Source organism: Bacillus sp. FJAT-27916 (genome assembly GCF_001183965.1).
In the GTDB taxonomy this organism is placed as follows: domain Bacteria; phylum Bacillota; class Bacilli; order Bacillales; family Pradoshiaceae; genus Pradoshia.
This window is the reverse complement of sequence record NZ_LFZV01000001.1, coordinates 858,240-878,372: the sequence shown is the minus strand read 5'-3', so window position 1 is coordinate 878,372 and position 20,133 is coordinate 858,240. Positions and strand designations below refer to the sequence as shown.

Below are 20,133 nucleotides of genomic sequence, written 5' to 3'. Positions count from 1 at the left end.
ATACATGGTTTTATCATTCCTATCCTCGGTTATAAAGTTAGAGTTTCTGTGGAAATTCCTCGTCTTTCGCACCGGAGTGCTTATAACAAAACTTGTCGCGCTGCCCCGATTGTTCAAGAAGTCACTCCCAATCCAATTGTACCGTAAAATAGATTGCAGCTTCCCTTTTTATTCAAAAGCAACAATCTTTACGAAAACAGCCAATAAAAAAGGACTGCTCCGCTTGTTTTTATACGGAACAGCCTTTATTGCCTGCCTTATTTAAATGTGTCCATAATCTGTTTCATCTGTTCAATCGTTTCAGAGAGCGGCCCATTATTATCAACGATGTAATCAGCCAATTCCTTTTTCTCATCGATGGGCATCTGCGCATGAATCCGAGCCAGGGCATCAGCTTCCATATACCCGTCTCTTTCCATCAGCCGTTTTAGCTGGGTCTCCTTCGTAACATAAATAAGAATCGTCTCCTCCACCATATGAGTCAACTTACTCTCAAACAATAAAGGAATATCCATAATAACGATGGATGCCCCTTCTCCAAATGCCCGCTCCGTTTCCTGCCTCATCCATTCTCTCACAGCCGGATGGACAATAGCATTTAATGTCTGCCGTTTTTCTTCATTCGCAAAAATAATAGAACCGAGTCTTTTCCGGTCAAGTGTTCCATCCGGAAGCAGGACATCATCTCCAAAGGCCTTTCTGATCTTCTCAAGAGCCGGCATGCCCGGTTCAACAACTTTCCTGGCCGCGATATCTGCGTCAACGACAGGATAGCCCTGTGAGAGAAGCCAGTTAGATACTGTGCTCTTCCCACTGGCAATTCCGCCTGTCAGCCCGATTATTTTCTTCATCATTTACTGTTTCCCCTGTCTAAAATAGTTTACTGATCCCTAGTGCAATTAAGACAATTCCAGGTACAAAGGACAAAATTTTCGCGGCAAAAGAATCATTTAAGTACTTTCCAGCCTGAAGGCCGGCCTTCATGAAAATGGCGCTCATAATAAAACTGAGCAGCACGACCGTCACGAGTGGATAGTCGAGAATACCGGCACCAATACCTGCGCCAAACCCATCAAGAGAAAGCGCAAAGCCTAGAAAACAAGCTTCAAGACCTGTAATTGTTCCGGAACGGTCAAAGTCAGCGCTCAGCGGCTTCTTCAAAATATGAATCACTAGACCAATTGATTTGATTTCCAGCTGAAACAATGTGCGTTCATCCACATTCAAATACACATCATCATTTTGCTTTAAATTGCTTGCGGCCGTCCATATGCCTAATGAAATGAGGATAAGCCCTCCAATCATGCCTGCCCAGGACTCTGCCATGAAATGTTCACTCACAGATCCCGTGAACATGCCAATTGCGAAGCTTAAGGCCGAACATGCGGCAATAATCATTATGGATCTTAAGGGAATTGCCACTTTGCGCATTCCATAGGTCATTCCGACACCGCAGCTATCCAGGCTGACTGCCATAGCGAGTAAGAGTATTGAAGCCAAGTGCTCCATTGACAGGGACTCCTTTCAACAATCAATACCCTACTATATGACAGGAGCCTATCTTTGGTTCATGGCCATTATCAACGTTTTTGACAGGAAGGACAATAAACGGTCCCCCTTCCTCCTACGGTGATTCTCTCCATGATGGAGCCGCATGTCTTACATGGCTGGCCCTTTCTCGAGTAAGCAAACAATTCAAGCTGGAACATACCAATCTGGCCCTGTGAATTTACGTAAGAGCGAATCGTACTTCCCCCTTTTTCAATCGCCTCAGCAAGCGTAGTCTTAATCGCCGTATAAAGACGCTGAATCTCCTCCTCATTCAAGGATGAGGCCGCCCGCTCTGGATGAATACCGGCATGGAACAAAGCCTCATCCACATAAATATTCCCAAGACCCGCGAGCAAGCGCTGGTCAAGCAGAACAGTCTTGATGAAACGATGCGTCTTGGCAAGCCCGGCTGCCAGGTGCTCTGGCGTGAATTCATCTGAAAATGGTTCAGGTCCTACCTTCGAAAGCGGCAGCACATCCAGCTCAGTTCCTTTCGGGAATAAATGCATCGTGCCGAATTTGCGCACATCTCTGTATCTTAACTCGGTACCGTCTGTGAATTGGAATATGACATGAGTATGCTTATCCATCTCTTCGCTCTTGTCAAAAAGTCCGTATTTCCCTTCCATACGCAGATGGGATACGAGACTATAATCATCTAAATAAAAGATCAAAAACTTGCCGCGGCGACCGATTTCGCGGATGGTTTGCCCCTTCAGGAAAAGGCAGAAAAGTTCAGCATCATCCGGTTCCTTGATGATCTTCCCCCATCGCACCTCTACATCCTCTATTGTCTTACCGAGCACCATGGCTTCGAGTGTTCGCCTTATTGTTTCTACTTCTGGTAATTCAGGCAAACAAATAACCCCCTTTTACTGCTCTATTTTGCGTCGTACCAAGTGTTTCCGAATGAATAATCCACCTTAAGCGGAACGCTCAATTGGATTGCATTCTCCATTTCCTCCGGTACGATTTTCTTTAAGATGTCTATTTCATCCTTCGGTGCTTCAAAAATCAATTCATCATGCACCTGAAGCAATAACTTTGCCTTTAAGTTCTCCTTCTTCAGCCGGTCATTCATGTGGATCATCGCCAATTTGATAATATCTGCTGCACTGCCCTGAATCGGCGTATTCATCGCTGTCCTTTCGGCAAACCCACGGACATTAAAGTTTCGATTATTGATTTCCGGAATATAGCGGCGTCGGTGAAGAAGGGTTGTGACATAACCGCATTCCTTCGCATCCTCAATAATATCCTTCATATAGCGCTGTACTCCTGGATAACTTTCCAAATAACGATCGATGAAGGTACCGGCTTCCTTACGGGTAATATTCAAGTTTTGGGATAATCCATAATCACTGATACCGTATACAATCCCGAAGTTAACAGCTTTAGCCTGCCGCCTCATATTAGAGGTCACTTCCTCTTCCTTCACATGGAAGACATCCATCGCTGTTTTCGTATGAATATCCATATCTTCTTTAAAGGCATTGATTAAGTTCTCATCATCAGCAATATGGGCAAGGACGCGAAGCTCAATTTGGGAATAGTCAGCGGCAAATATGACCCAGTCCTCCACTGACGGAACGAAGGCTTGTCTAATTTTCTTTCCTTCCTCAAGCCTGATTGGGATGTTTTGCAGATTCGGATCCGTCGAACTTAGGCGTCCTGTCTGTGTAAGCGCCTGATTGAAGCGGGTATGAACCTTGCCATCCTCATGAATAACCTTCAGCAAACCTTCGATATAAGTAGATTGCAACTTGCCAAGCTGGCGATAATTGAGGATTTCACGAATGATTTCATGCTTGTTTTCAAGCTTCTCCAAAATGTCCGCAGACGTGGAATAGCCTGTTTTTGTCTTCTTGATGACCGGCAGACCTAAACGTTCAAAGAGGATCACCCCTAATTGCTTCGGTGAGTTAATATTAAATTTCTCACCTGCCAGGTCATAGATTTTCGCTTCGATATCAGCAAGCCTTGCAGCGAGCTCTCCGCCCATTTCCTTCAGTCTTTCCTTATCAACCTTGACACCTGTAATCTCCATTTCCGCAAGGATCAAGGCGAGCGGCAATTCTAAATCCATCAGCAAGGATAATTGTGCATTCACAACAAGCTGGCTTTCAATACTAGCTTTGATCAAGCCCATCGACTGAGCTTTGCGTGCGATATGCTCACCGTAAACCTCAGGATTTGGAATCTTCCGTTTTGCTCCTTTTCCATACACATGCTCATCTGTTTGTATATGACCGGCACTATGTCTTTTCGCAAGGTCTGCCATATCTACTTCCGGCTCAGCCGGGTTTAACACATAGGAGGCAAGGAAGAGATCAAACGCGACACCCTTAAGCTCAACGCCATAGCGGTGAAGGGCAACAACCGCCTGCTTCACATCATGCACCGTTTTCTTCATGTCCGGATTCTCTGCCCATGCCTTAAAAGCAGCAGATTCAACAGCTGTTTCCGTCTCCATGAAGAAGGTGCCCTTAGCATTGGAAATGGCCAAGCCTTGAATAGGCGCTGTATGGTAATTATCCTCTAAGATTTCTACAAAAAGAGCTGTATCGTCCGTGAATATATCTTCGGTGATTTCCTTAACGAATGTATAATCAATCTCTTCAAGCACTTCATCTTCCTGTGCGTTGAGTGGATCCATCTTTTCAATCAAGGTTGCAAAGCCGAGCTCCTTATAAATCGCCAGAAGCTTTTCTTGGTCTGCTCCTGTGTAATCGATCTCCTCTAGACGAACTTCGATTGGCGCTTTCTTCTCAATCGTTGCAAGCTGCTTAGAAATGATGGCCTGATCCTTATATTCCTCAATCTTCTCCTTCAATTTCTTGCCGCTTACCTCCTCAGGAGAATTAACCACCGCTTCCACACTGCCGAATTGGTGCAGAAGCTTCAACGCTGTTTTCTCACCAACACCCGGAATGCCCGGAATATTATCGGAGGTATCCCCCATCAAGCCTTTCAAATCAACAATCTGTTCAGGAGTCAGATTATATTTCTCTCGAATATGCTCAGGTGTGTAATCCTCCATATCCGTAATTCCTTTTCGGGTAATACGGACTGTCGTCTTCTCAGAAGCAAGCTGCGTCAAATCCTTATCCCCAGAAATGACCGTGACCTCGTAGCCATCACCCTCCGCAAGCGTGGCAAGAGTGCCGATAATGTCATCTGCCTCATAATTTGTTAATTCATAGCGGGAAATTCCGTACGCATCCAGCAATTCTCGAATGAATGGAAACTGCTCAGACAGCTCCGGCGGCGTTTTTTGACGGCCTCCCTTATATTCAGCGAAGGTACTGTGGCGAAATGTCGTTTTGCCTGCATCGAAGGCAACGAGCATATGGGTCGGCTTCTCTTCTTCCATAATTCGATTCAGCATCATCGCAAATCCATATATGGCATTTGTATGTACGCCCTTATCATTATTGAGTAAAGGCAAGGCGAAAAATGCTCTGTAGGCAATGCTATTTCCATCTATTAAGACGATTTTTTTATTCATGCTTTCCTCCCGTATCTAACCGATTATCTTATCCTCTATTCTAACATGAGTCATGATTGAAAGAAAAACAGCTGTTCTGTATCTCAAAGACAGCCGTCAGAATAGACTAGTAAACATTAAAAAACTCCCATCACGAATGCACCCGTGAAAGGAGTTTTCCTTCTTTATTTCCCTTTTCCTGTATGCTGCTCCTTAGGGATGATTACTGTAAAGGTACTTCCCTCATTAAGCTTGCTGTCTATGGTGATTTCACCATGCTGAGCCTCGAGAATATGTTTCACGATGGCCAGTCCAAGTCCCGTTCCTCCGCTCTCTCTGCTTCTGTCCTTATCAACACGGTAAAAGCGTTCAAATATGCGTGGAAACTCCTCTTCATCAATCCCGATTCCCGTGTCCGCTATCTTAATATAAACCTTGTCCACATCCTCGCTTGCAGATATAGTTACTTTCCCATCTGCCGGAGTGTAAGAAATGGCATTGCTGACGAGATTAATGATCACTTGCTGGATACGAAAAGGATCTGTTTCACAAACGATTGGCTGATTCAGGTCATTTAGGACAAATTGAATGTTCTTCTTGGCTGCCTTCTTCTCCAATATCTCGTACGTATCTCGCAAAACAGGGACGATATCCACCTTCTGCAAATCAAGCTGGAATCCCTGCTGCTCCACCTTAGACAATTCCAGCAATTCCTTGATTAGTGCTTGAAGCCGGTTACTTTCCTTCAGAATGATGGAGAGGAAATGATTTAGTGTATCCTTATCTTCCTTTGCTCCATCAATCAATGTTTCCGTAAAGCCCTTTATGGATGTAACAGGCGTATTCAATTCATGTGACACATTGGCTACGAATTGCTTCCTCACGGTTTCGAGCTTCTTCAGCTCCGTAATATCATGGAAAACCAAAATAATTCCTTTCCATTCACCCTTCGGACCAATAATCGGGGCCCCGTACACTTCGAAATTCTTCCGTTCAAGACCGATTGTCAAGACAATTTGTTTTTTGATTTTTTGCTCGACCATGAAGATTTCCTCAATGAGAGCATTTACTTCCTCACGATGGATTACCTTGTAATAAAGCTCCGACAAGTAATCCTCTTCATTTTCTTTAAAGAGATTCAGGTAAGCACGATTGACCATATTGATATATCCTTTATCATCAATCAATAGCAAGGCGCTTCCCATATTCTCAATCAAAGTACTGAGCCGGTCTTTTTGAATATCATAGGCGATTTTCATCTCTTGCATATCACGGGCAAGCTGATTAATGGAATCATTCAGCAGCCTCGCTTCCTTGTTGCGGCCAATATAAGTGCGTGCACGATAATTCCCTTTCGTCAGCTCCTGCACCGCATGATAGGCACTATCAACAGGCATGAAATACTTCTTAATGATCTTAAAAACAAATAGCATGATAACGATGAATGCCACTGCCAAAAATGACAGAGAGGTTGTCCAGATCGATAACCCTCCCATAATGACATTCTTCTCTTGACCAACCAACAGGATGCCTTCATCCGATTGAATGGGAGAAATATAATAGAATAATCCGTCATCATGAAGCTCCCCGAAAACCGGTTCAGCTGAATGATCCCCGAACTCTTCCAACTTCGCTTGATAAAGAGCCAGCTCCTCACCTGTTGTCCCTTCTTCTACATACCTCTTATCAGAAAGAACCTCGCCGTCACGGTCAGTCAGCAGGATAGAAATACCCAGCTCTTTACTGAGTACCTCAAGCCGGCTATTAAGCTCCGTTTTATCCTCTAGATCAGCGAGCTGCCATTCGATCACTTGCGCCGCATTCTTCAGGTCATTCCTCGTATCTCTTTCCAGATACATCGTGAACACCTTTCCTAATAAAAGTCCAAACAGAAAGGAAATAATCAGGATAGCGGAGGCAATCTCGAACGTCATCATTCTTCTTGATTTCTTCATTATCTCGGTTCCTCTAGCTTATATCCAAGTCCGCGTACCGTTTTAATATAGACTGGTTTCTTCGTATCCTGTTCGATTTTTTCACGTAAATGACTGATATGCACATCCACAATTCGTGTATCCCCAACAAAGTCATAATTCCAAATGACATTCAAAAGCTGATCCCTTGTGAGAATTCTTGACTTATTTTTCGCTAGATAAGCCAAAAGTTCAAATTCCTTCGGTGTCAACTCAAGCAATCCATCACGAAGATAGGCTTCATATCTTTCAATATATATTTTCAGTTCACCGACTGTGATGAGGTCTGTATCATCCTCTTTTGACTCAGCGGCTGTATTAATCATATCCACTCTTCTTAGGAGGGCCTTTACTCTTGCCACAACCTCACGCGGGCTGAATGGCTTAGTCATATAATCATCGGCACCCAGCTCAAGTCCAAGAACTTTATCGAACTCTTCGCTTTTGGCAGTGAGCATCAATATTGGGACCGCAACCTTATTCTGACGCAGGATTTTGCAGACCTCAATCCCGTCAAGCTTAGGCAGCATGAGGTCCAATATGATCACATCTGGTCTTTCTGTCATTGCCAGCTGCTTACCCATTTCCCCATCCATCGCCTTAATGACGGTAAACCCGGCTTGTTCCAAATTATACGTAAGCAAGGTAATGATTGATTCTTCATCTTCCACAACTAGGACTTTTTTGCTCATCTTATCCTCCATCCGCTTCCCGATATATTAACTTCATTTCTAATAGCTTATGTTTGAATAGTCCTCTCTATTTATTTCATTGCCATAATCCATTCGTAATTATGCGCTCCAGACCAATCAATAAAGCATTTATCACCAATATCTCTTCCCCAATTATACCAATCTCTCACCATTATATATGAAAAGATGAAATCTTGGTATAATGTCCCGCACCGGAATATAGGCAGGGACATGAATCATGCAGGAGTCGGTTCGTGAGATATCTAAACCACAGGAAAAGGCCTTTCAAAAGATTTCAGAATGTAGACAAAATCGCATTGACTCTAGCTGATAAGATTTTGTTCTATTCCCTCTGGCGTGGACTGCTTCCTCTATGTGTTCGCCTGAATGAGCTTCTGATAGATTTCACTTTACTTGTAAACAAATGGAAGGAGACGTTCCTTACAATCAATTTCAGTAGAATTATTTGATTTCTAGAGGAGTATGCATAGTTATCTTGTCATTAAAAAAATCAAACAAGTGACTTGAGAAAAAAGTACTCTCAATTCTTTTAGGCAAAATTAAAAGGGACTCCCGAAAGAGTCCCTTTGTACATATATCACACAAGAATAGACATAACTGCCTTGACTGATTGAACTGAATGAGCAAGGGCGGCTTGTTCCTCCTCTTGCAATTCAAGTTCAATTACTTTCTCTATACCGTTTGCACCGATGATAGTCGGTACACCAAGGTAGATTCCATCATAGCCGTATTCCCCCTCTAAATAAGCTATGGCTGGAAGAATCCTGCGCTGGTCCTTCAAGATAGCCTCTGCCATGGATACAAGGGAGGCAGCGGGTGCATAGTAGGCACTGCCGTTACCAAGCAGTTCTACAATTTCTCCTCCGCCCTTTCTTGTCCGCTCGACAATACTGTTGAGACGCTCTTTAGGGATGAGTGCTTCCAATGGAATCCCGCCGGCATAGGAGTATCGGACAAGGGGAACCATTTCGTCCCCATGTCCGCCAAGCACAAAGCCAGTTATATCCTTGACAGACAGATTTAACTCCTGAGCGATGAATGTGCGGAATCTTGCTGTATCAAGCACGCCTGACTGCCCAATAACACGGTTCTTTGGAAATCCCGTTTCCTTGAAAACCGTGTAGGTCATCGCATCGACCGGGTTGGTCAAGACGATGATATGGCTTTCCGGCGAATATCTTACAACTTCCTTTGCTACTGAACGCATGATTTTCTGATTGGTTTGCACAAGATCATCACGACTCATGCCAGGTTTCCGGGCAATGCCTGCCGTAATAATGACTAAATCGGAGTCCTTTGTATCTGCATAATCGGATGTTCCGATAATGGATGCATCAAACCCTTGCACCGGACCAGCCTGGGCCATGTCTAAAGCCTTCCCCTTTGTAGGCTTTTCCATTTGTGGAATATCCACGAGAACTACATCCCCAAGCTCCTTTTGTGCTAAAAGGAACGCTGTAGTCGCTCCTGTAAAACCACTGCCGATTACAGAGATTTTTTTGCGTTTCAATCCCATAATATATCATCTACCCCCATCGTTTATTGACGGTGCCGTTCAAAAATCATCCCTCGTAAATCGTGCCTGCTTTCTACCTGTGTTCTTTATTCCATATTCTTGATTAATTCATCAGCAAATTCAGAGCATTTCACTTCGTTTGCTCCATCCATCAAGCGGGCAAAGTCATAAGTAACCACTTTAGAATCAATCGTTTTCTCCATGGAACGAGTGATCATGTTCGCTGCTTCATTCCAGCCTAAATGCTCAAGCATCAATACGCCGGAAAGAATGACAGAGGATGGATTTACTTTATCAAGACCTGCATATTTCGGAGCTGTACCATGTGTCGCTTCAAAAATCGCATGTCCAGTTACGTAGTTAATGTTTGCCCCTGGAGCAATACCGATACCGCCGACTTGTGCTGCAAGAGCGTCAGAGATGTAATCCCCATTCAAGTTCATTGTTGCAACGACATCGAATTCTCTTGGTCTAGTCAGAATTTGTTGAAGGAAGATATCCGCAATAGAATCCTTTACGATGATCTTGCCAGCTGCTTCAGCATCAGCCTGTGCTTTATTAGCCGCTTCTGTGCCTTCTGCATCTTTAATGCGGTCATATTGAGCCCATGTGAACACTTGCTCGCCGAACTCTTCTTCCGCTACTTCATAGCCCCAGTTTTTGAAGGCTCCTTCAGTAAATTTCATAATGTTTCCTTTGTGAACAAGCGTCAAGGATTTTCTTCCTTCCTTGATGGCATAATTCAACGCTGCGCGTACAAGGCGTTTTGTTCCTTCTTCAGAAACCGGCTTAATACCGATACCGGAAGTTTCCGGGAAGCGAATCTTAGAGACACCCATTTCATTGCGAAGGAATTCTAATAGTTTCTTAACATCATCAGAACCTTTGGCATATTCAATTCCAGCATAAATATCTTCTGTATTTTCACGGAAGATGACCATATCCGTATCCTGCGGGCGTTTAACCGGTGAAGGAACGCCATCAAAGTATCTAACAGGACGCAAGCATGTGTATAGGTCAAGCTCTTGACGAAGCGCGACATTTAAGGAGCGGATTCCGCCGCCGACAGGAGTTGTTAATGGCCCTTTAATCGCGATTAAGTATTCTTTAATCACGTCAAGTGTTTCAGCCGGGAGCCATTCACCTGTTTCATTAAATGCTTTTTCGCCAGCTAATACTTCTTTCCAAACAATAGCTTTCTCGCCGTTATAGGCTTTTTCTACCGCAGCTTCCAATACACGGGATGCAGCAGCCCAAATATCCGGGCCTGTTCCGTCACCCTCGATAAAAGGAATGATTGCATGATTTGGCACTTGTAGAGCGCCATCTACTACTTTGATTTTTTCTGCCTGACTCATTGAAAATCCCTCCAGCATGTATCAGCAAGCACCAAACCTGCTGTTCTTTAGTCTCTATATCTTCTCTATCTCTTTAACACTCTAAAGTATAGTATACATATTTAAAATATTATGAACAAATTTTACATTTATAAATATCAGAATTATTTAGTGAGGCTTGTCCAATACTAGATGAAAATCAGCGTGCTTCGATTGGAACGTACTTTTGCATGCCAGGACCGACATACTCTGCACGAGGACGAATTAAACGGTTGTTTTCATATTGCTCCAGAATATGAGCAATCCAACCGGACATACGGCTGACAGCAAAGATTGGTGTGAATAGGTCATGATCAATACCTAAACTGTGGTACACGGATGCAGAATAGAAATCTACGTTTGGCGGAAGAGGTTTTCTGGAAGTAACCAATTCCTCAATTCTTGTGGACATTTCATACCATTTCGGTTCGCCGTTCATGTCAGTTAGCCTTTTGGACATTTCACGGAGATGTTTCGCACGAGGGTCCCCTTTGCGGTATACGCGGTGGCCAAATCCCATGATTTTTTCTTTATTATCAAGCTTATCATTAATATAAGTCTCGACATTCTCAAGTGAATCTATTTCTTTGAGCATTTTCATAACTGCTTCATTTGCTCCGCCGTGAAGCGGTCCCTTCAAGGCACCAATGGCAGCAGTAACACCAGAATACATATCAGATAAAGTCGCCACACATACACGTGCAGTGAATGTAGATGCATTCAATTCATGATCGGCATGAAGTACGAGAGCTTTATTAAATGCCTCAATCTCAACCTGGCTTGGCTCCTTGCCATTTAACATGTACAGGAAGTTTTGGGCATAACCAAAATCCTTGCGCGGGGCAATTGGCTCAAGACCCTTACGGATGCGTGAGAAAGCTGTCACGATGGCTGGAATCTTTGCTTGTAAGCGGATAGCTTTTCGTAAGTTTGCCTGATCATCCATGACATCTGCTTCCTCGTCATATAATCCAAGCATGGATACAGCCGTTCTCAAAGCTCCCATCGGGTGTACTTTTTCAATTGGATACATCTTAAAATGCTCGATGATTTCATTCGGCAATGCAGCATTTGCAGCCAATTGATTCTTCAAGTCCTCTAATTCAAGATGATTTGGCAGCCTGAGGTTCCATAATAGGAAAATAACCTCTTCAAAGCTTGCGTTTTCCGCTAAATCATCAATGTCATACCCCACATATGTGAGCGTGTCATCAATGATCGAGCTGATGGAAGATGATGTAGCAACAATACCTTCTAGACCTTTTGTTACAGACATTAAAATCTCTCCTTTGCCAGAAATTTCCCCTATGTTTTCCGATTCACTGGTCAGTCGGGTTAATCATGCTGAATATATCCCGGCTTTAAAGCTATATTCTTGCATAACTACTTTACTCTTATAATAAGTAAGCGTTATCATAAGAAAGCGTTTTAAACCCATCTAAACCATTCTCTGAACGATTGCTCAGAATAATAATAGGGTTCACAAAAAAATTGTAAATTTTTGTGAAACCCGAGCCTTTTTTAATTATAAACAATTATTCCAAATTTGTGAAAGAAAACAACTCGTAAAATTATTTGACAGAGGTTTTTCCGAGAGATTTATCGAAATAAATCGATTAGCTGCATCATTAAGTAGGCGATACCGGCACCAATTAACGGACCGACTGCTACCCCATTAAATAGGGCAACCGCTAAGATTGTCCCAAACACGAGCGCCACCGTGATATGCGGGTCACTAGCAAGCAGTTGAATTCCATTTTTGGCGATAAGAGCTACCGCCACTCCGGAAAGCATAGCAACCCATGCATACGGGGATTTTGCCGCTTCAGCCAGCTGCTTAAAGCCGATATGACCGGTAGCGATTGGCACGAGTACCGCAATCGTAATAATGGTCACGCCCCAGTTGATACCCTTCGATTGAACATACGCTAAAAAGCGGCCGTCAGCTCCTGCCACTTTCATCAACAGCAGGAAGCCTGTTGCGACCATTAATGAAGTATTCTTAGCAATGACCCCAATCAAAAGAAGAATAAGCAGGAAAATATAAGGTCCATACATGTTGTTTCATCCTTCCAAGTTTCAATTTATCTAAACATTGTAAATAAATAATTTATTTTACTTTTGTGGTAATAATCGAATTTTCATTGAACTAAAGATAAGAATATAATAGATAGAAGAAGACCCTCGCTTAAGGAGGCATTAATCGTGAATCTTGAATATTTATATCGTGCCCTGCGCTTTGTGTTCGTCATTGTCGGCACCGCCGCATCTGTTTATTTATTGCTTTTGACGGCGAAATATACATACCCTTTTATCATAGGGATATGCCTTGCCTTCTTGATGAATCCCTTCATCACCTTTCTAACAGGAAAGCTTCGTTTTCCACGTGCTTTGGCTGTCTTGGCCAGTATGCTCATCCTAATTGCCTTAATTGCAGGATTAATTACCTTTTTAGTCACAGAAACCGTGGCCGGCGCAGCCTATTTGTCTGATGTATTGCCAAAGCATCTCAACACCATGATTATCCTCATCCAAGATTATTTTCAAGCCAAGATTCTTCCCTTATATGAGAAGATCATTTCTTTGTTTAATAATCTCGAAGCTGGTCAACAGGATACAGTTCTATCAAATATCGAAAATATTGGGAGCAGCATTGGAACAACTCTGACAAATCTCATACAAACCACTCTTGGCTTTGTTCCTAAGTTGATTGGCTGGCTTCCAGGTGCTGGAACGGGCGCCATTTTCACCTTGCTTGCAACATTCTTCATCGCAAAGGAATGGAACAAGCTTCTTGCTAAGACACAGCAGTTTCTCCCTGATAAGACCCTCCAAAACATCCGGAAGGTCATCATTGAACTTGAACGGGCATTATTTGGCTTTATTCGTGCACAATTGACCCTGATCTCGATGACAACACTCATTGTATTGATTGGATTGCTTATTCTGAGAATCGAATTTGCCATCACAATCGCCTTGATTACGGGGTTTGTTGACTTGCTTCCTTATCTCGGAACAGGTCTCGTGTTTGTCCCATGGATTATTTATGCCTTAATGACTGGCAATTTAAGCCTGGCCCTTGGACTCGCTATTCTTTATACAGTTGTCATTGTTCAGCGTCAGCTTATGGAACCGAAGATTCTCTCTTCCAGCATAGGGCTTGACCCGCTTGCGACCTTAGTTGCCATTTTCGTCGGTTTCAAGATACTCGGGTTTCTCGGGCTCATTCTTGGCCCAATCGTCCTCGTCATCATCCGCACGCTTTATAAGCTGCACATTCTCCATGATGTTTGGGATTTTATCATGGGCAGGAAACCAACCGATTTCCCTGAATAAAAAAAGGGCTGTTCATGGCAGACTGTTGAATCAGTCTGCCATAAACATGCCTGCTCACTTAACGGATAATCTTAATCGTACCTCGTGACTTGCTCATCAGCTTCCACAGTAACGCAGTTAGCAGCGGCTTGACCCATTTCCTTGTGATTGGAATAAGCAGCATAAGTCCGGCAATGTCACTAATAAAGCCTGGCAAAAGAAGCAGGAAAGCACCCGCAAGAATACAAATTCCATTAAAGAGCTCCTCACCAGGCATCATTCCCCTATTCAATTGTTCCTGTGCCCTTCTCAGGGTCTGTATTCCCTGCCTCTTAGCGAAGAAAAAGCCGAAAATACCGGTTAAGAACATAAGGGATACCGTCCACCCAATCCCAATATAAGAGCCTGACAGCAGCAGGACAATAATTTCAATTGCCGGTATCAGGATAAATAGAAACGTTGATCGTTTCATAAAAGCCCTCCTACATTATCTCTTCCTACCAGTGTACCACGAAAAGAAAAAGAGCTGCCTAAATTAGCAAAAGGCCAACTTAAACAACTCTTTCTCATTTATTGATTAAAGGATGCTTGCATGTCCTTCATAAATACGTCCGCTTCTTGCATGAACGGTAACAGTTTGTCCGTCTTTCAAATCAACTGTCGCATTTTTTGCGCCAACGATAACCGGAATGCCTTGGCTTAATCCTACAACGGCAGCATGGCTTGTCAATCCGCCTTCTTCCGTAATAAGCGCAGCACATTTCTCGATGGCTGGCATCATGTCGCGATCACTTGCATTTGTTACAAGGATGCATCCTTCTGTTGCTTTTTCATTTGCTTCTGCAGCATCTTTCGCCACAACTACTTTGCCTGATGCAGATTTGCGGCCGATACCTTGGGCGCTCACCAATACAGAACCAATGATATGGATTTTCATGATATTAGTTGTACCAGATTCGTTAACTGGAACACCTGCTGTGATGATAACCAAATCACCTGGGTTCACGAAGCCATTTTTCATGGATTCTGTTACAGCTGTATCAAGCATATCGTCTGTGTTTGTTGTCGGTGTTCCCATGATAGGCTGAACACCCCATACCAAAGCAAGCTTACGCATTACACGCTCATGTGCTGTAACAGCAATGATTGGTGCATTGGAACGATAGCGGGAGATCATGCGAGCAGTAGAACCGCTTTGTGTCGGTGCAATAATAGCAGAAACCTTTAAGTTAAGGGCTGTATGAGCAACAGACAAGCCAATTGCCTCTGTCACATTGTAATCATGGTCTTTGCTGCGTGCAGAAAGAATTGCTTTGTAGTTCAAAGCTGTCTCTGTTTTCTGCGCAATATTGTGCATCGTTTGAACGGCTTCAACTGGATATTGACCTGCAGCTGTTTCACCAGAAAGCATGATGGCATCTGTACCGTCAAAGATTGCATTCGCAACGTCACTTGCTTCCGCACGAGTCGGACGAGGGTTGCGCTGCATGGAATCAAGCATTTGTGTTGCTGTGATAACTGGTTTAGCTAAACGGTTGCAGCGTTTGATTAGATCCTTTTGAACAAGTGGTACATCTTCTGCTGGAATCTCAACACCAAGATCTCCACGTGCAACCATCAAACCATCAGAAACTTCAAGGATTTCCTCGATGTTTTCAACACCTTCATGGTTTTCAATCTTAGGAATGATTTGGATATGGCCAGCATTATGTTTTTCAAGCAATTCTCTGATTTCTAGAACATCAGCTGCACGGCGAACGAATGATGCTGCAATGAAATCAACATCTTCTTCGATACCGAAAACAATGTCTTCTGCGTCTTTTTGCGTAATTCCAGGCAATTTCACAGAAACACCAGGAACGTTAACGCCTTTTTTGTTTTTGATCATTCCAGTGTTAAGTACTTTTGTATGGATTTCACCTTTTGACTTATCGACATCGATAACCTCAAGGCCGATTAATCCATCATCTACAAGAATTCTTGAACCTGGATATACATCATCGATCAAGCCTTCATAAGTGATGGAAAACTTCTCTGGTGTTCCAAGAACTTGAGTGCTGGAAATAGTCACATTTTGGCCGGCAACCAATTCAAAACCGCCATTTTCCATATCATGAGTACGGATTTCAGGACCTTTCGTGTCAAGCAAGATCCCAACTGTTTTGCCGGTTTCCTTTGCAGCTTGGCGAATTGTTTGAATCCGTGCACGGTGTTCTTCATGGCTTCCGTGTGAGAAGTTTAGGCGCGCCACATTCATGCCGGCCTCCATTAAAGCTTTCAGCTTTTCTAATGATTCACTGGCAGGGCCAATCGTACACACAATTTTCGTTTTACGCATGCTGTATCCTCCTAATTACTTTATATAACTTAAATTGACAGCTCATCTGATAATTTATACATTTTTTGATCAATCACATGTGGCATCTTCAATGCTTCAATGATATCATAATCAACCAATTTGTTGTTCACGATCCCTACAGCACGGCCGCCCTTGCCTTCAATCAGCAATTCAACTGCGCTGGCTGCCAAACGGCTCGCTAAAACGCGGTCCTGTGCAGTAGGGGAACCACCGCGCTGAACGTGTCCTAGTACGGTAACACGAGTTTCAGCACCAGTGCGTTTTTGAATTTCCTCACCGATTTCAAACCCGTTTCCTACACCTTCTGCTACAACGATGATACTGTGTTTCTTTCCTCTATCATGCCCGCGATTCAGCTTATTAATGATATCATTCATATCATGGTTTTCTTCAGGAATGAGAATGGATTCTGCTCCGCCGGCCAGACCTGCCCAAAGAGCAATATCCCCGGCATTTCTTCCCATAACCTCAATTACGTATGTTCTCTCATGAGATGTAGCTGTATCTCTAATTTTGTCGATGGAATCGATAACGGTATTCAGTGCTGTGTCAAATCCAATCGTGAAATCAGTTCCTGGAATATCATTATCAATTGTTCCAGGCACACCCACACATGGATAACCAAGCTCTGTCAATGCTCTTGCTCCGCGGTAAGAACCATCTCCGCCGATTACAACAAGACCTTCAATGCCAAATTTCTTAAGTTGTTCAATACCCTTAAGCTGCACTTCTCTTTCCTTGAATTCTGGACAACGTGCAGTATAGAGCATTGTTCCTCCTCTATGTATAATGTCACCGACTGAACCAAGTTCAAGTTTTTTAATATTTCCATTGACCAGTCCTTGGTATCCGTTGTATATTCCATATACTTCAACATTATGGTAAATCGCCTTACGGACAACTGCGCGAATGGCGGCGTTCATGCCTGGAGAATCTCCTCCGCTTGTTAATACGCCAATTTTCTTCATGATCATCACCTCAAGTATATTATAATCTCCTCTATAGAGCTTCAACCTGTAAAGAATGGAAAGGAAAATCTCTCTGATGAAACTATATAGCCGTATTGCAATTTTTATTCTATGATAACAAAAAACTTTCGTAAACCCCATTATACCAGTATTTAAAAAATGGAAACGTTATCATGTTATTTATCTTCAGCATATTTTTGGAAAATGAACATTCCATGTACTTTTTCCCTTCCCCGAAAAAAAGAAACGTACATAAAATCTGTACGCTCCCTCATTTTCACCTTATTGATAGGTAAAAACACTCCCAAGGAAATTGTATTTCCCAATCTTCCTGTATTTCAGGTAGCGCATATCTAATAACTCATCTTTATCAAGTGATGATAGTTTCTCCAAAGACTGCGCTAATATACGGTCAATTTCACGTGCCTGATCCATTACATTTCGGTGGGCTCCGCCAAGTACCTCTGGAATGACCTCATCAATGATCTCCAGCTCTTTCAAATCCCTCGCCGTAATTTTCATTGACTCCGCCGCTTTTTTCGCTTGAGCGGAATCCTTCCAAAGAATAGAGGCTGCCCCTTCAGGAGATATGACAGAATATGTAGAGTTCTCAAGCATATGCAAATGATCGCCTACGCCAAGGGCCAATGCACCGCCGCTTCCTCCTTCACCAATCACGATACAAATAATCGGAACCTTTAATCCCGCCATCTCAAACAGATTGCGGGCAATAGCTTCACTTTGACCGCGCTCTTCTGCTGCCTTTCCTGGATAAGCTCCCTTTGTATCGATAAAGCAGATTACTGGACGATTGAACTTTTCAGCCTGCTTCATGAGCCTTAGCGCTTTTCTATACCCCTCCGGATGTGGCATCCCAAAGTTACGAAGGATATTCTCCTTTGTATCCTTGCCGCGCTGATGGCCGATTACCGTGACGGGCTGGCCGCGATATTTAGCAATTCCTCCGATAATCGCAAGGTCATCACCATATAACCGGTCGCCGTGGCATTCGAAGAAATTCGTAAACAAACGGTCAATATAGTCCTTGGTGGTCGGACGCAAAGAATGACGCGCTATTTGAACACGATCCCACGGCTCTAGAGTTTCATAAATTTCTTTTTCAATGTCCTGCAGCCTATCCTCAAGAGTCTCAATATCCTCCGAAAAATCATGGGAAGTGGTGCCCGCAAGTTTCTTCAGTTCTGCTATTTTTGCTTGCAAGTCCTTGATGGGCTTTTCAAACGATAATTCCCCTGTCATCACTCATTACCTCCTGGCATGTGAATCTCAAGTATATTAACCAAAGCCGCTTTTAATTCAGTGCGGGGGATAACAGCATCCAGCTGACCATGCTCAAGCAAAAATTCTGATGTTTGGAAGTCCTCCGGCAGTTTCTCATGGATTGTCTGCTCGATAATCCTTCTGCCCGCAAAGCCAATCAAGGCCCCCGGTTCAGCCAAATTATAGTCTCCTAATGAAGCGAAGCTCGCCGATACGCCGCCGGTCGTCGGATGGGTCATAACTGAAATAATCAAGCCTTGATGATCACTAAACCGTTTTAAGGCGGCACTTGTCTTCGCCATTTGCATTAAGCTTAATACCCCTTCCTGCATTCTAGCTCCGCCTGAAGCCGTAAAGATGATGAAAGGGACCTTTAATTCATCTGCCTTCTCAATAGCCCGTGTGATTTTCTCACCGACAGCAGATCCCATACTTCCCATCCGGAATGTCGAATCCATGACGGCGACCACCGTGGTCTGACCACCTAATTGACATACTCCAGTTAGGACCGCCTCATTCATGTTCGTCTTCTTACGATCCTGATCCAATTTCTCGAGATAATTCGGGAAAGATAAAGGATTCTCTGACACAATCATACGATCGATTTCCTCAAAGGTTCCTTCATCACTAAGGCTCACAATCCGCTCATAAGCCGTCATCGTATGATGATACCCGCATTTAGGACAAACTTTGTCATTCTTGATGATTTCCTTTGAATATTTGATAACCTTACAGGAAGGGCATTTCATCATGATACCTTCCGGGATATCCTGTTTTGCTTTATCTGATGGGATTGTCGCATATTTTTTTCTTCGTCCCCTTGAAAATACATCTTTTAACAAACTGCCCTATCTCCTTTCCATTCCCCTATGTGTTTTAATAACCAAGAGTGGCCTTACCTCTTGTTTACGGAAGAAAGGCCTATAGTTCGCCAACTACAAACGATTCCTTCCATGAATCCTCAAAAGATAAAGCCAAGTCCATTTAGTTATACAGCCATTCTATTCGGCCGTTACACTTTTTCTGATTTTTTCTTCATAAATGGCAAGAGCTTCGTCCTTTTGCCCATTCTCTAACATGGCAGCTAATAGGATGTATTGCTTACGCTCAGAAATAGGAAAGATACTGCCAGAAGCTTTGCAATAGCTGTTAACAGTTCTCCATATTCTCTCCATCAAACGATTATCTGTCATTATAGCCAATTTAGTGAAGAATTCTTCATCGGTAAACGAATTGTTCCTTGCCCATTGATATAAGTCTTTGCCTGCCTCCGGATCACGGTCACTACGATCGGAAAGGATTCGAATGCAATCCTTCTCAAGCAGAAGCTTCACTTCAAGCAAGTCTTCCTTCGTCTTTCCCTCTAGCACAAAGAAGGAACCCAATAGTTCCACAAGCTTGTGCTCCTGGAAATTATAGATGAATGTGCCTTCTCCTCTGCGTGTTTCAATTAAGCCTAAGAGCTCTAAGGCCCTAAGTGCCTCCCGAACAGAGGAGCGGCCCACATTCAACCGCTCTGAAAGCTCCCTTTCGGATGGAATCTTATCTCCAGGCACAAGCCTGTCCTGTTCAATCATTTTCTGAAGCTTACGTA

At 43.3% G+C, this 20,133-nt stretch carries 18 protein-coding genes; 2 read left to right on the top strand and 16 right to left on the bottom strand.

Going from position 1 to position 20,133, the window contains the following annotated elements; translation table 11 throughout:
* Positions 1-265 (top strand): hypothetical protein (locus tag AC622_RS21350; RefSeq protein WP_231589479.1); only part of this gene is annotated, 265 nt, incomplete at its 5' end.
* Here AC622_RS21350 and coaE read toward each other — a convergent pair.
* The 10 genes from coaE to AC622_RS04120 form a co-directional block, all read right to left on the bottom strand.
* The gene (gene coaE, locus AC622_RS04170; RefSeq protein WP_049672783.1) at positions 258-851 is read right to left on the bottom strand and encodes a dephospho-CoA kinase; all 594 of its coding nucleotides are present in this window, start codon (positions 849-851) and stop codon (positions 258-260) included. The two genes, AC622_RS21350 and coaE, sit on opposite strands and share 8 nt — an antisense overlap.
* Positions 852-870: 19 nt before the next feature.
* Positions 871-1,509: a sporulation membrane protein YtaF gene (gene ytaF / locus AC622_RS04165; RefSeq protein ID WP_049669904.1), complete on the bottom strand. Its 639-nt coding sequence runs from the start codon at positions 1,507-1,509 to the stop codon at positions 871-873.
* A gap of 71 nt (positions 1,510-1,580) precedes the next feature.
* Positions 1,581-2,408 (bottom strand): DNA-formamidopyrimidine glycosylase, encoded by an 828-nt coding sequence (mutM, locus tag AC622_RS04160; RefSeq protein WP_049669903.1) that lies wholly within the window; start codon positions 2,406-2,408, stop codon positions 1,581-1,583.
* Between the two features lie 23 nt (positions 2,409-2,431).
* Positions 2,432-5,059: a DNA polymerase I gene (gene polA, locus AC622_RS04155; RefSeq protein ID WP_049669902.1), complete on the bottom strand. Its 2,628-nt coding sequence runs from the start codon at positions 5,057-5,059 to the stop codon at positions 2,432-2,434.
* Positions 5,060-5,223: 164 nt separating this feature from the next.
* On the bottom strand, positions 5,224-6,993 hold the full coding sequence (gene pnpS, locus AC622_RS04150) for a two-component system histidine kinase PnpS (protein ID WP_053103713.1): 1,770 nt from the start codon (positions 6,991-6,993) through the stop codon (positions 5,224-5,226).
* Positions 6,993-7,703 carry a response regulator transcription factor gene (locus AC622_RS04145; RefSeq protein ID WP_049669901.1) on the bottom strand — a complete coding sequence of 237 codons (711 nt, stop codon included), beginning with the start codon at positions 7,701-7,703 and terminating at the stop codon, positions 6,993-6,995. The genes pnpS and AC622_RS04145 overlap by 1 nt, the downstream gene beginning before the upstream one ends.
* A gap of 598 nt (positions 7,704-8,301) precedes the next feature.
* Positions 8,302-9,240, bottom strand: coding sequence for a malate dehydrogenase (mdh, locus tag AC622_RS04135; protein ID WP_049669899.1), 939 nt, complete (start codon positions 9,238-9,240; stop codon positions 8,302-8,304).
* Between the two features lie 86 nt (positions 9,241-9,326).
* On the bottom strand, positions 9,327-10,598 hold the full coding sequence (gene icd, locus AC622_RS04130; RefSeq protein WP_049669898.1) for an NADP-dependent isocitrate dehydrogenase: 1,272 nt from the start codon (positions 10,596-10,598) through the stop codon (positions 9,327-9,329).
* Positions 10,599-10,776: 178 nt separating this feature from the next.
* Entirely contained in the window at positions 10,777-11,892 is a 1,116-nt protein-coding gene (gene citZ, locus AC622_RS04125) for a citrate synthase (RefSeq protein ID WP_049669897.1), read from the bottom strand.
* Positions 11,893-12,215: 323 nt separating this feature from the next.
* Positions 12,216-12,674, bottom strand: a complete 459-nt coding sequence (locus AC622_RS04120; protein ID WP_049669896.1) for a DUF441 domain-containing protein — start codon at positions 12,672-12,674, stop codon at positions 12,216-12,218.
* A gap of 147 nt (positions 12,675-12,821) precedes the next feature.
* Here AC622_RS04120 and ytvI point away from each other — a divergent pair, with 147 nt between their 5' ends.
* Positions 12,822-13,952: a sporulation integral membrane protein YtvI gene (ytvI, locus tag AC622_RS04115; protein ID WP_049669895.1), complete on the top strand. Its 1,131-nt coding sequence runs from the start codon at positions 12,822-12,824 to the stop codon at positions 13,950-13,952.
* A 58-nt stretch (positions 13,953-14,010) separates the two neighbouring features.
* On the opposite strand, the gene AC622_RS04110 is transcribed toward ytvI, so the two are convergent.
* From AC622_RS04110 to AC622_RS04085, 6 genes are all read right to left on the bottom strand, one after another.
* The gene (locus AC622_RS04110; RefSeq protein ID WP_049669894.1) at positions 14,011-14,403 is read right to left on the bottom strand and encodes an FxsA family protein; all 393 of its coding nucleotides are present in this window, start codon (positions 14,401-14,403) and stop codon (positions 14,011-14,013) included.
* A 105-nt stretch (positions 14,404-14,508) separates the two neighbouring features.
* The gene (gene pyk, locus AC622_RS04105) at positions 14,509-16,269 is read right to left on the bottom strand and encodes a pyruvate kinase (RefSeq protein WP_049669893.1); all 1,761 of its coding nucleotides are present in this window, start codon (positions 16,267-16,269) and stop codon (positions 14,509-14,511) included.
* A gap of 29 nt (positions 16,270-16,298) precedes the next feature.
* Positions 16,299-17,258, bottom strand: a complete 960-nt coding sequence (gene pfkA / locus AC622_RS04100) for a 6-phosphofructokinase (RefSeq protein WP_049672781.1) — start codon at positions 17,256-17,258, stop codon at positions 16,299-16,301.
* Between the two features lie 282 nt (positions 17,259-17,540).
* Complete coding sequence (gene accA, locus AC622_RS04095; protein WP_049669892.1) at positions 17,541-18,518, bottom strand: acetyl-CoA carboxylase carboxyl transferase subunit alpha; 978 nt, start codon at positions 18,516-18,518, stop codon at positions 17,541-17,543.
* On the bottom strand, positions 18,518-19,381 hold the full coding sequence (accD, locus tag AC622_RS04090) for an acetyl-CoA carboxylase, carboxyltransferase subunit beta (RefSeq protein ID WP_049669891.1): 864 nt from the start codon (positions 19,379-19,381) through the stop codon (positions 18,518-18,520). The genes accA and accD overlap by 1 nt, the downstream gene beginning before the upstream one ends.
* A 159-nt stretch (positions 19,382-19,540) precedes the next feature.
* Positions 19,541-20,116: a FadR/GntR family transcriptional regulator gene (locus tag AC622_RS04085; protein ID WP_049672780.1), complete on the bottom strand. Its 576-nt coding sequence runs from the start codon at positions 20,114-20,116 to the stop codon at positions 19,541-19,543.
* Positions 20,117-20,133: the final 17 nt, after the last annotated feature.

What these genes read in the sequence shown, in the direction of transcription:
- coaE (WP_049672783.1), bottom strand. Translation starts at nt 851, where the DNA reads ATGAAGAAAATAATCGGGCTGACAGGCGGAATTGCCAGTGGGAAGAGC.
- ytaF (WP_049669904.1), bottom strand. Translation starts at nt 1,509, where the DNA reads ATGGAGCACTTGGCTTCAATACTCTTACTCGCTATGGCAGTCAGCCTG.
- polA (WP_049669902.1), bottom strand. Translation starts at nt 5,059, where the DNA reads ATGAATAAAAAAATCGTCTTAATAGATGGAAATAGCATTGCCTACAGA.
- pnpS (WP_053103713.1), bottom strand. Translation starts at nt 6,993, where the DNA reads ATGAAGAAATCAAGAAGAATGATGACGTTCGAGATTGCCTCCGCTATC.
- AC622_RS04145 (WP_049669901.1), bottom strand. Translation starts at nt 7,703, where the DNA reads ATGAGCAAAAAAGTCCTAGTTGTGGAAGATGAAGAATCAATCATTACC.
- mdh (WP_049669899.1), bottom strand. Translation starts at nt 9,240, where the DNA reads ATGGGATTGAAACGCAAAAAAATCTCTGTAATCGGCAGTGGTTTTACA.
- icd (WP_049669898.1), bottom strand. Translation starts at nt 10,598, where the DNA reads ATGAGTCAGGCAGAAAAAATCAAAGTAGTAGATGGCGCTCTACAAGTG.
- citZ (WP_049669897.1), bottom strand. Translation starts at nt 11,892, where the DNA reads ATGTCTGTAACAAAAGGTCTAGAAGGTATTGTTGCTACATCATCTTCC.
- AC622_RS04120 (WP_049669896.1), bottom strand. Translation starts at nt 12,674, where the DNA reads ATGTATGGACCTTATATTTTCCTGCTTATTCTTCTTTTGATTGGGGTC.
- AC622_RS04110 (WP_049669894.1), bottom strand. Translation starts at nt 14,403, where the DNA reads ATGAAACGATCAACGTTTCTATTTATCCTGATACCGGCAATTGAAATT.
- pyk (WP_049669893.1), bottom strand. Translation starts at nt 16,269, where the DNA reads ATGCGTAAAACGAAAATTGTGTGTACGATTGGCCCTGCCAGTGAATCA.
- pfkA (WP_049672781.1), bottom strand. Translation starts at nt 17,258, where the DNA reads ATGAAGAAAATTGGCGTATTAACAAGCGGAGGAGATTCTCCAGGCATG.
- accA (WP_049669892.1), bottom strand. Translation starts at nt 18,518, where the DNA reads ATGACAGGGGAATTATCGTTTGAAAAGCCCATCAAGGACTTGCAAGCA.
- AC622_RS04085 (WP_049672780.1), bottom strand. Translation starts at nt 20,116, where the DNA reads ATGATTGAACAGGACAGGCTTGTGCCTGGAGATAAGATTCCATCCGAA.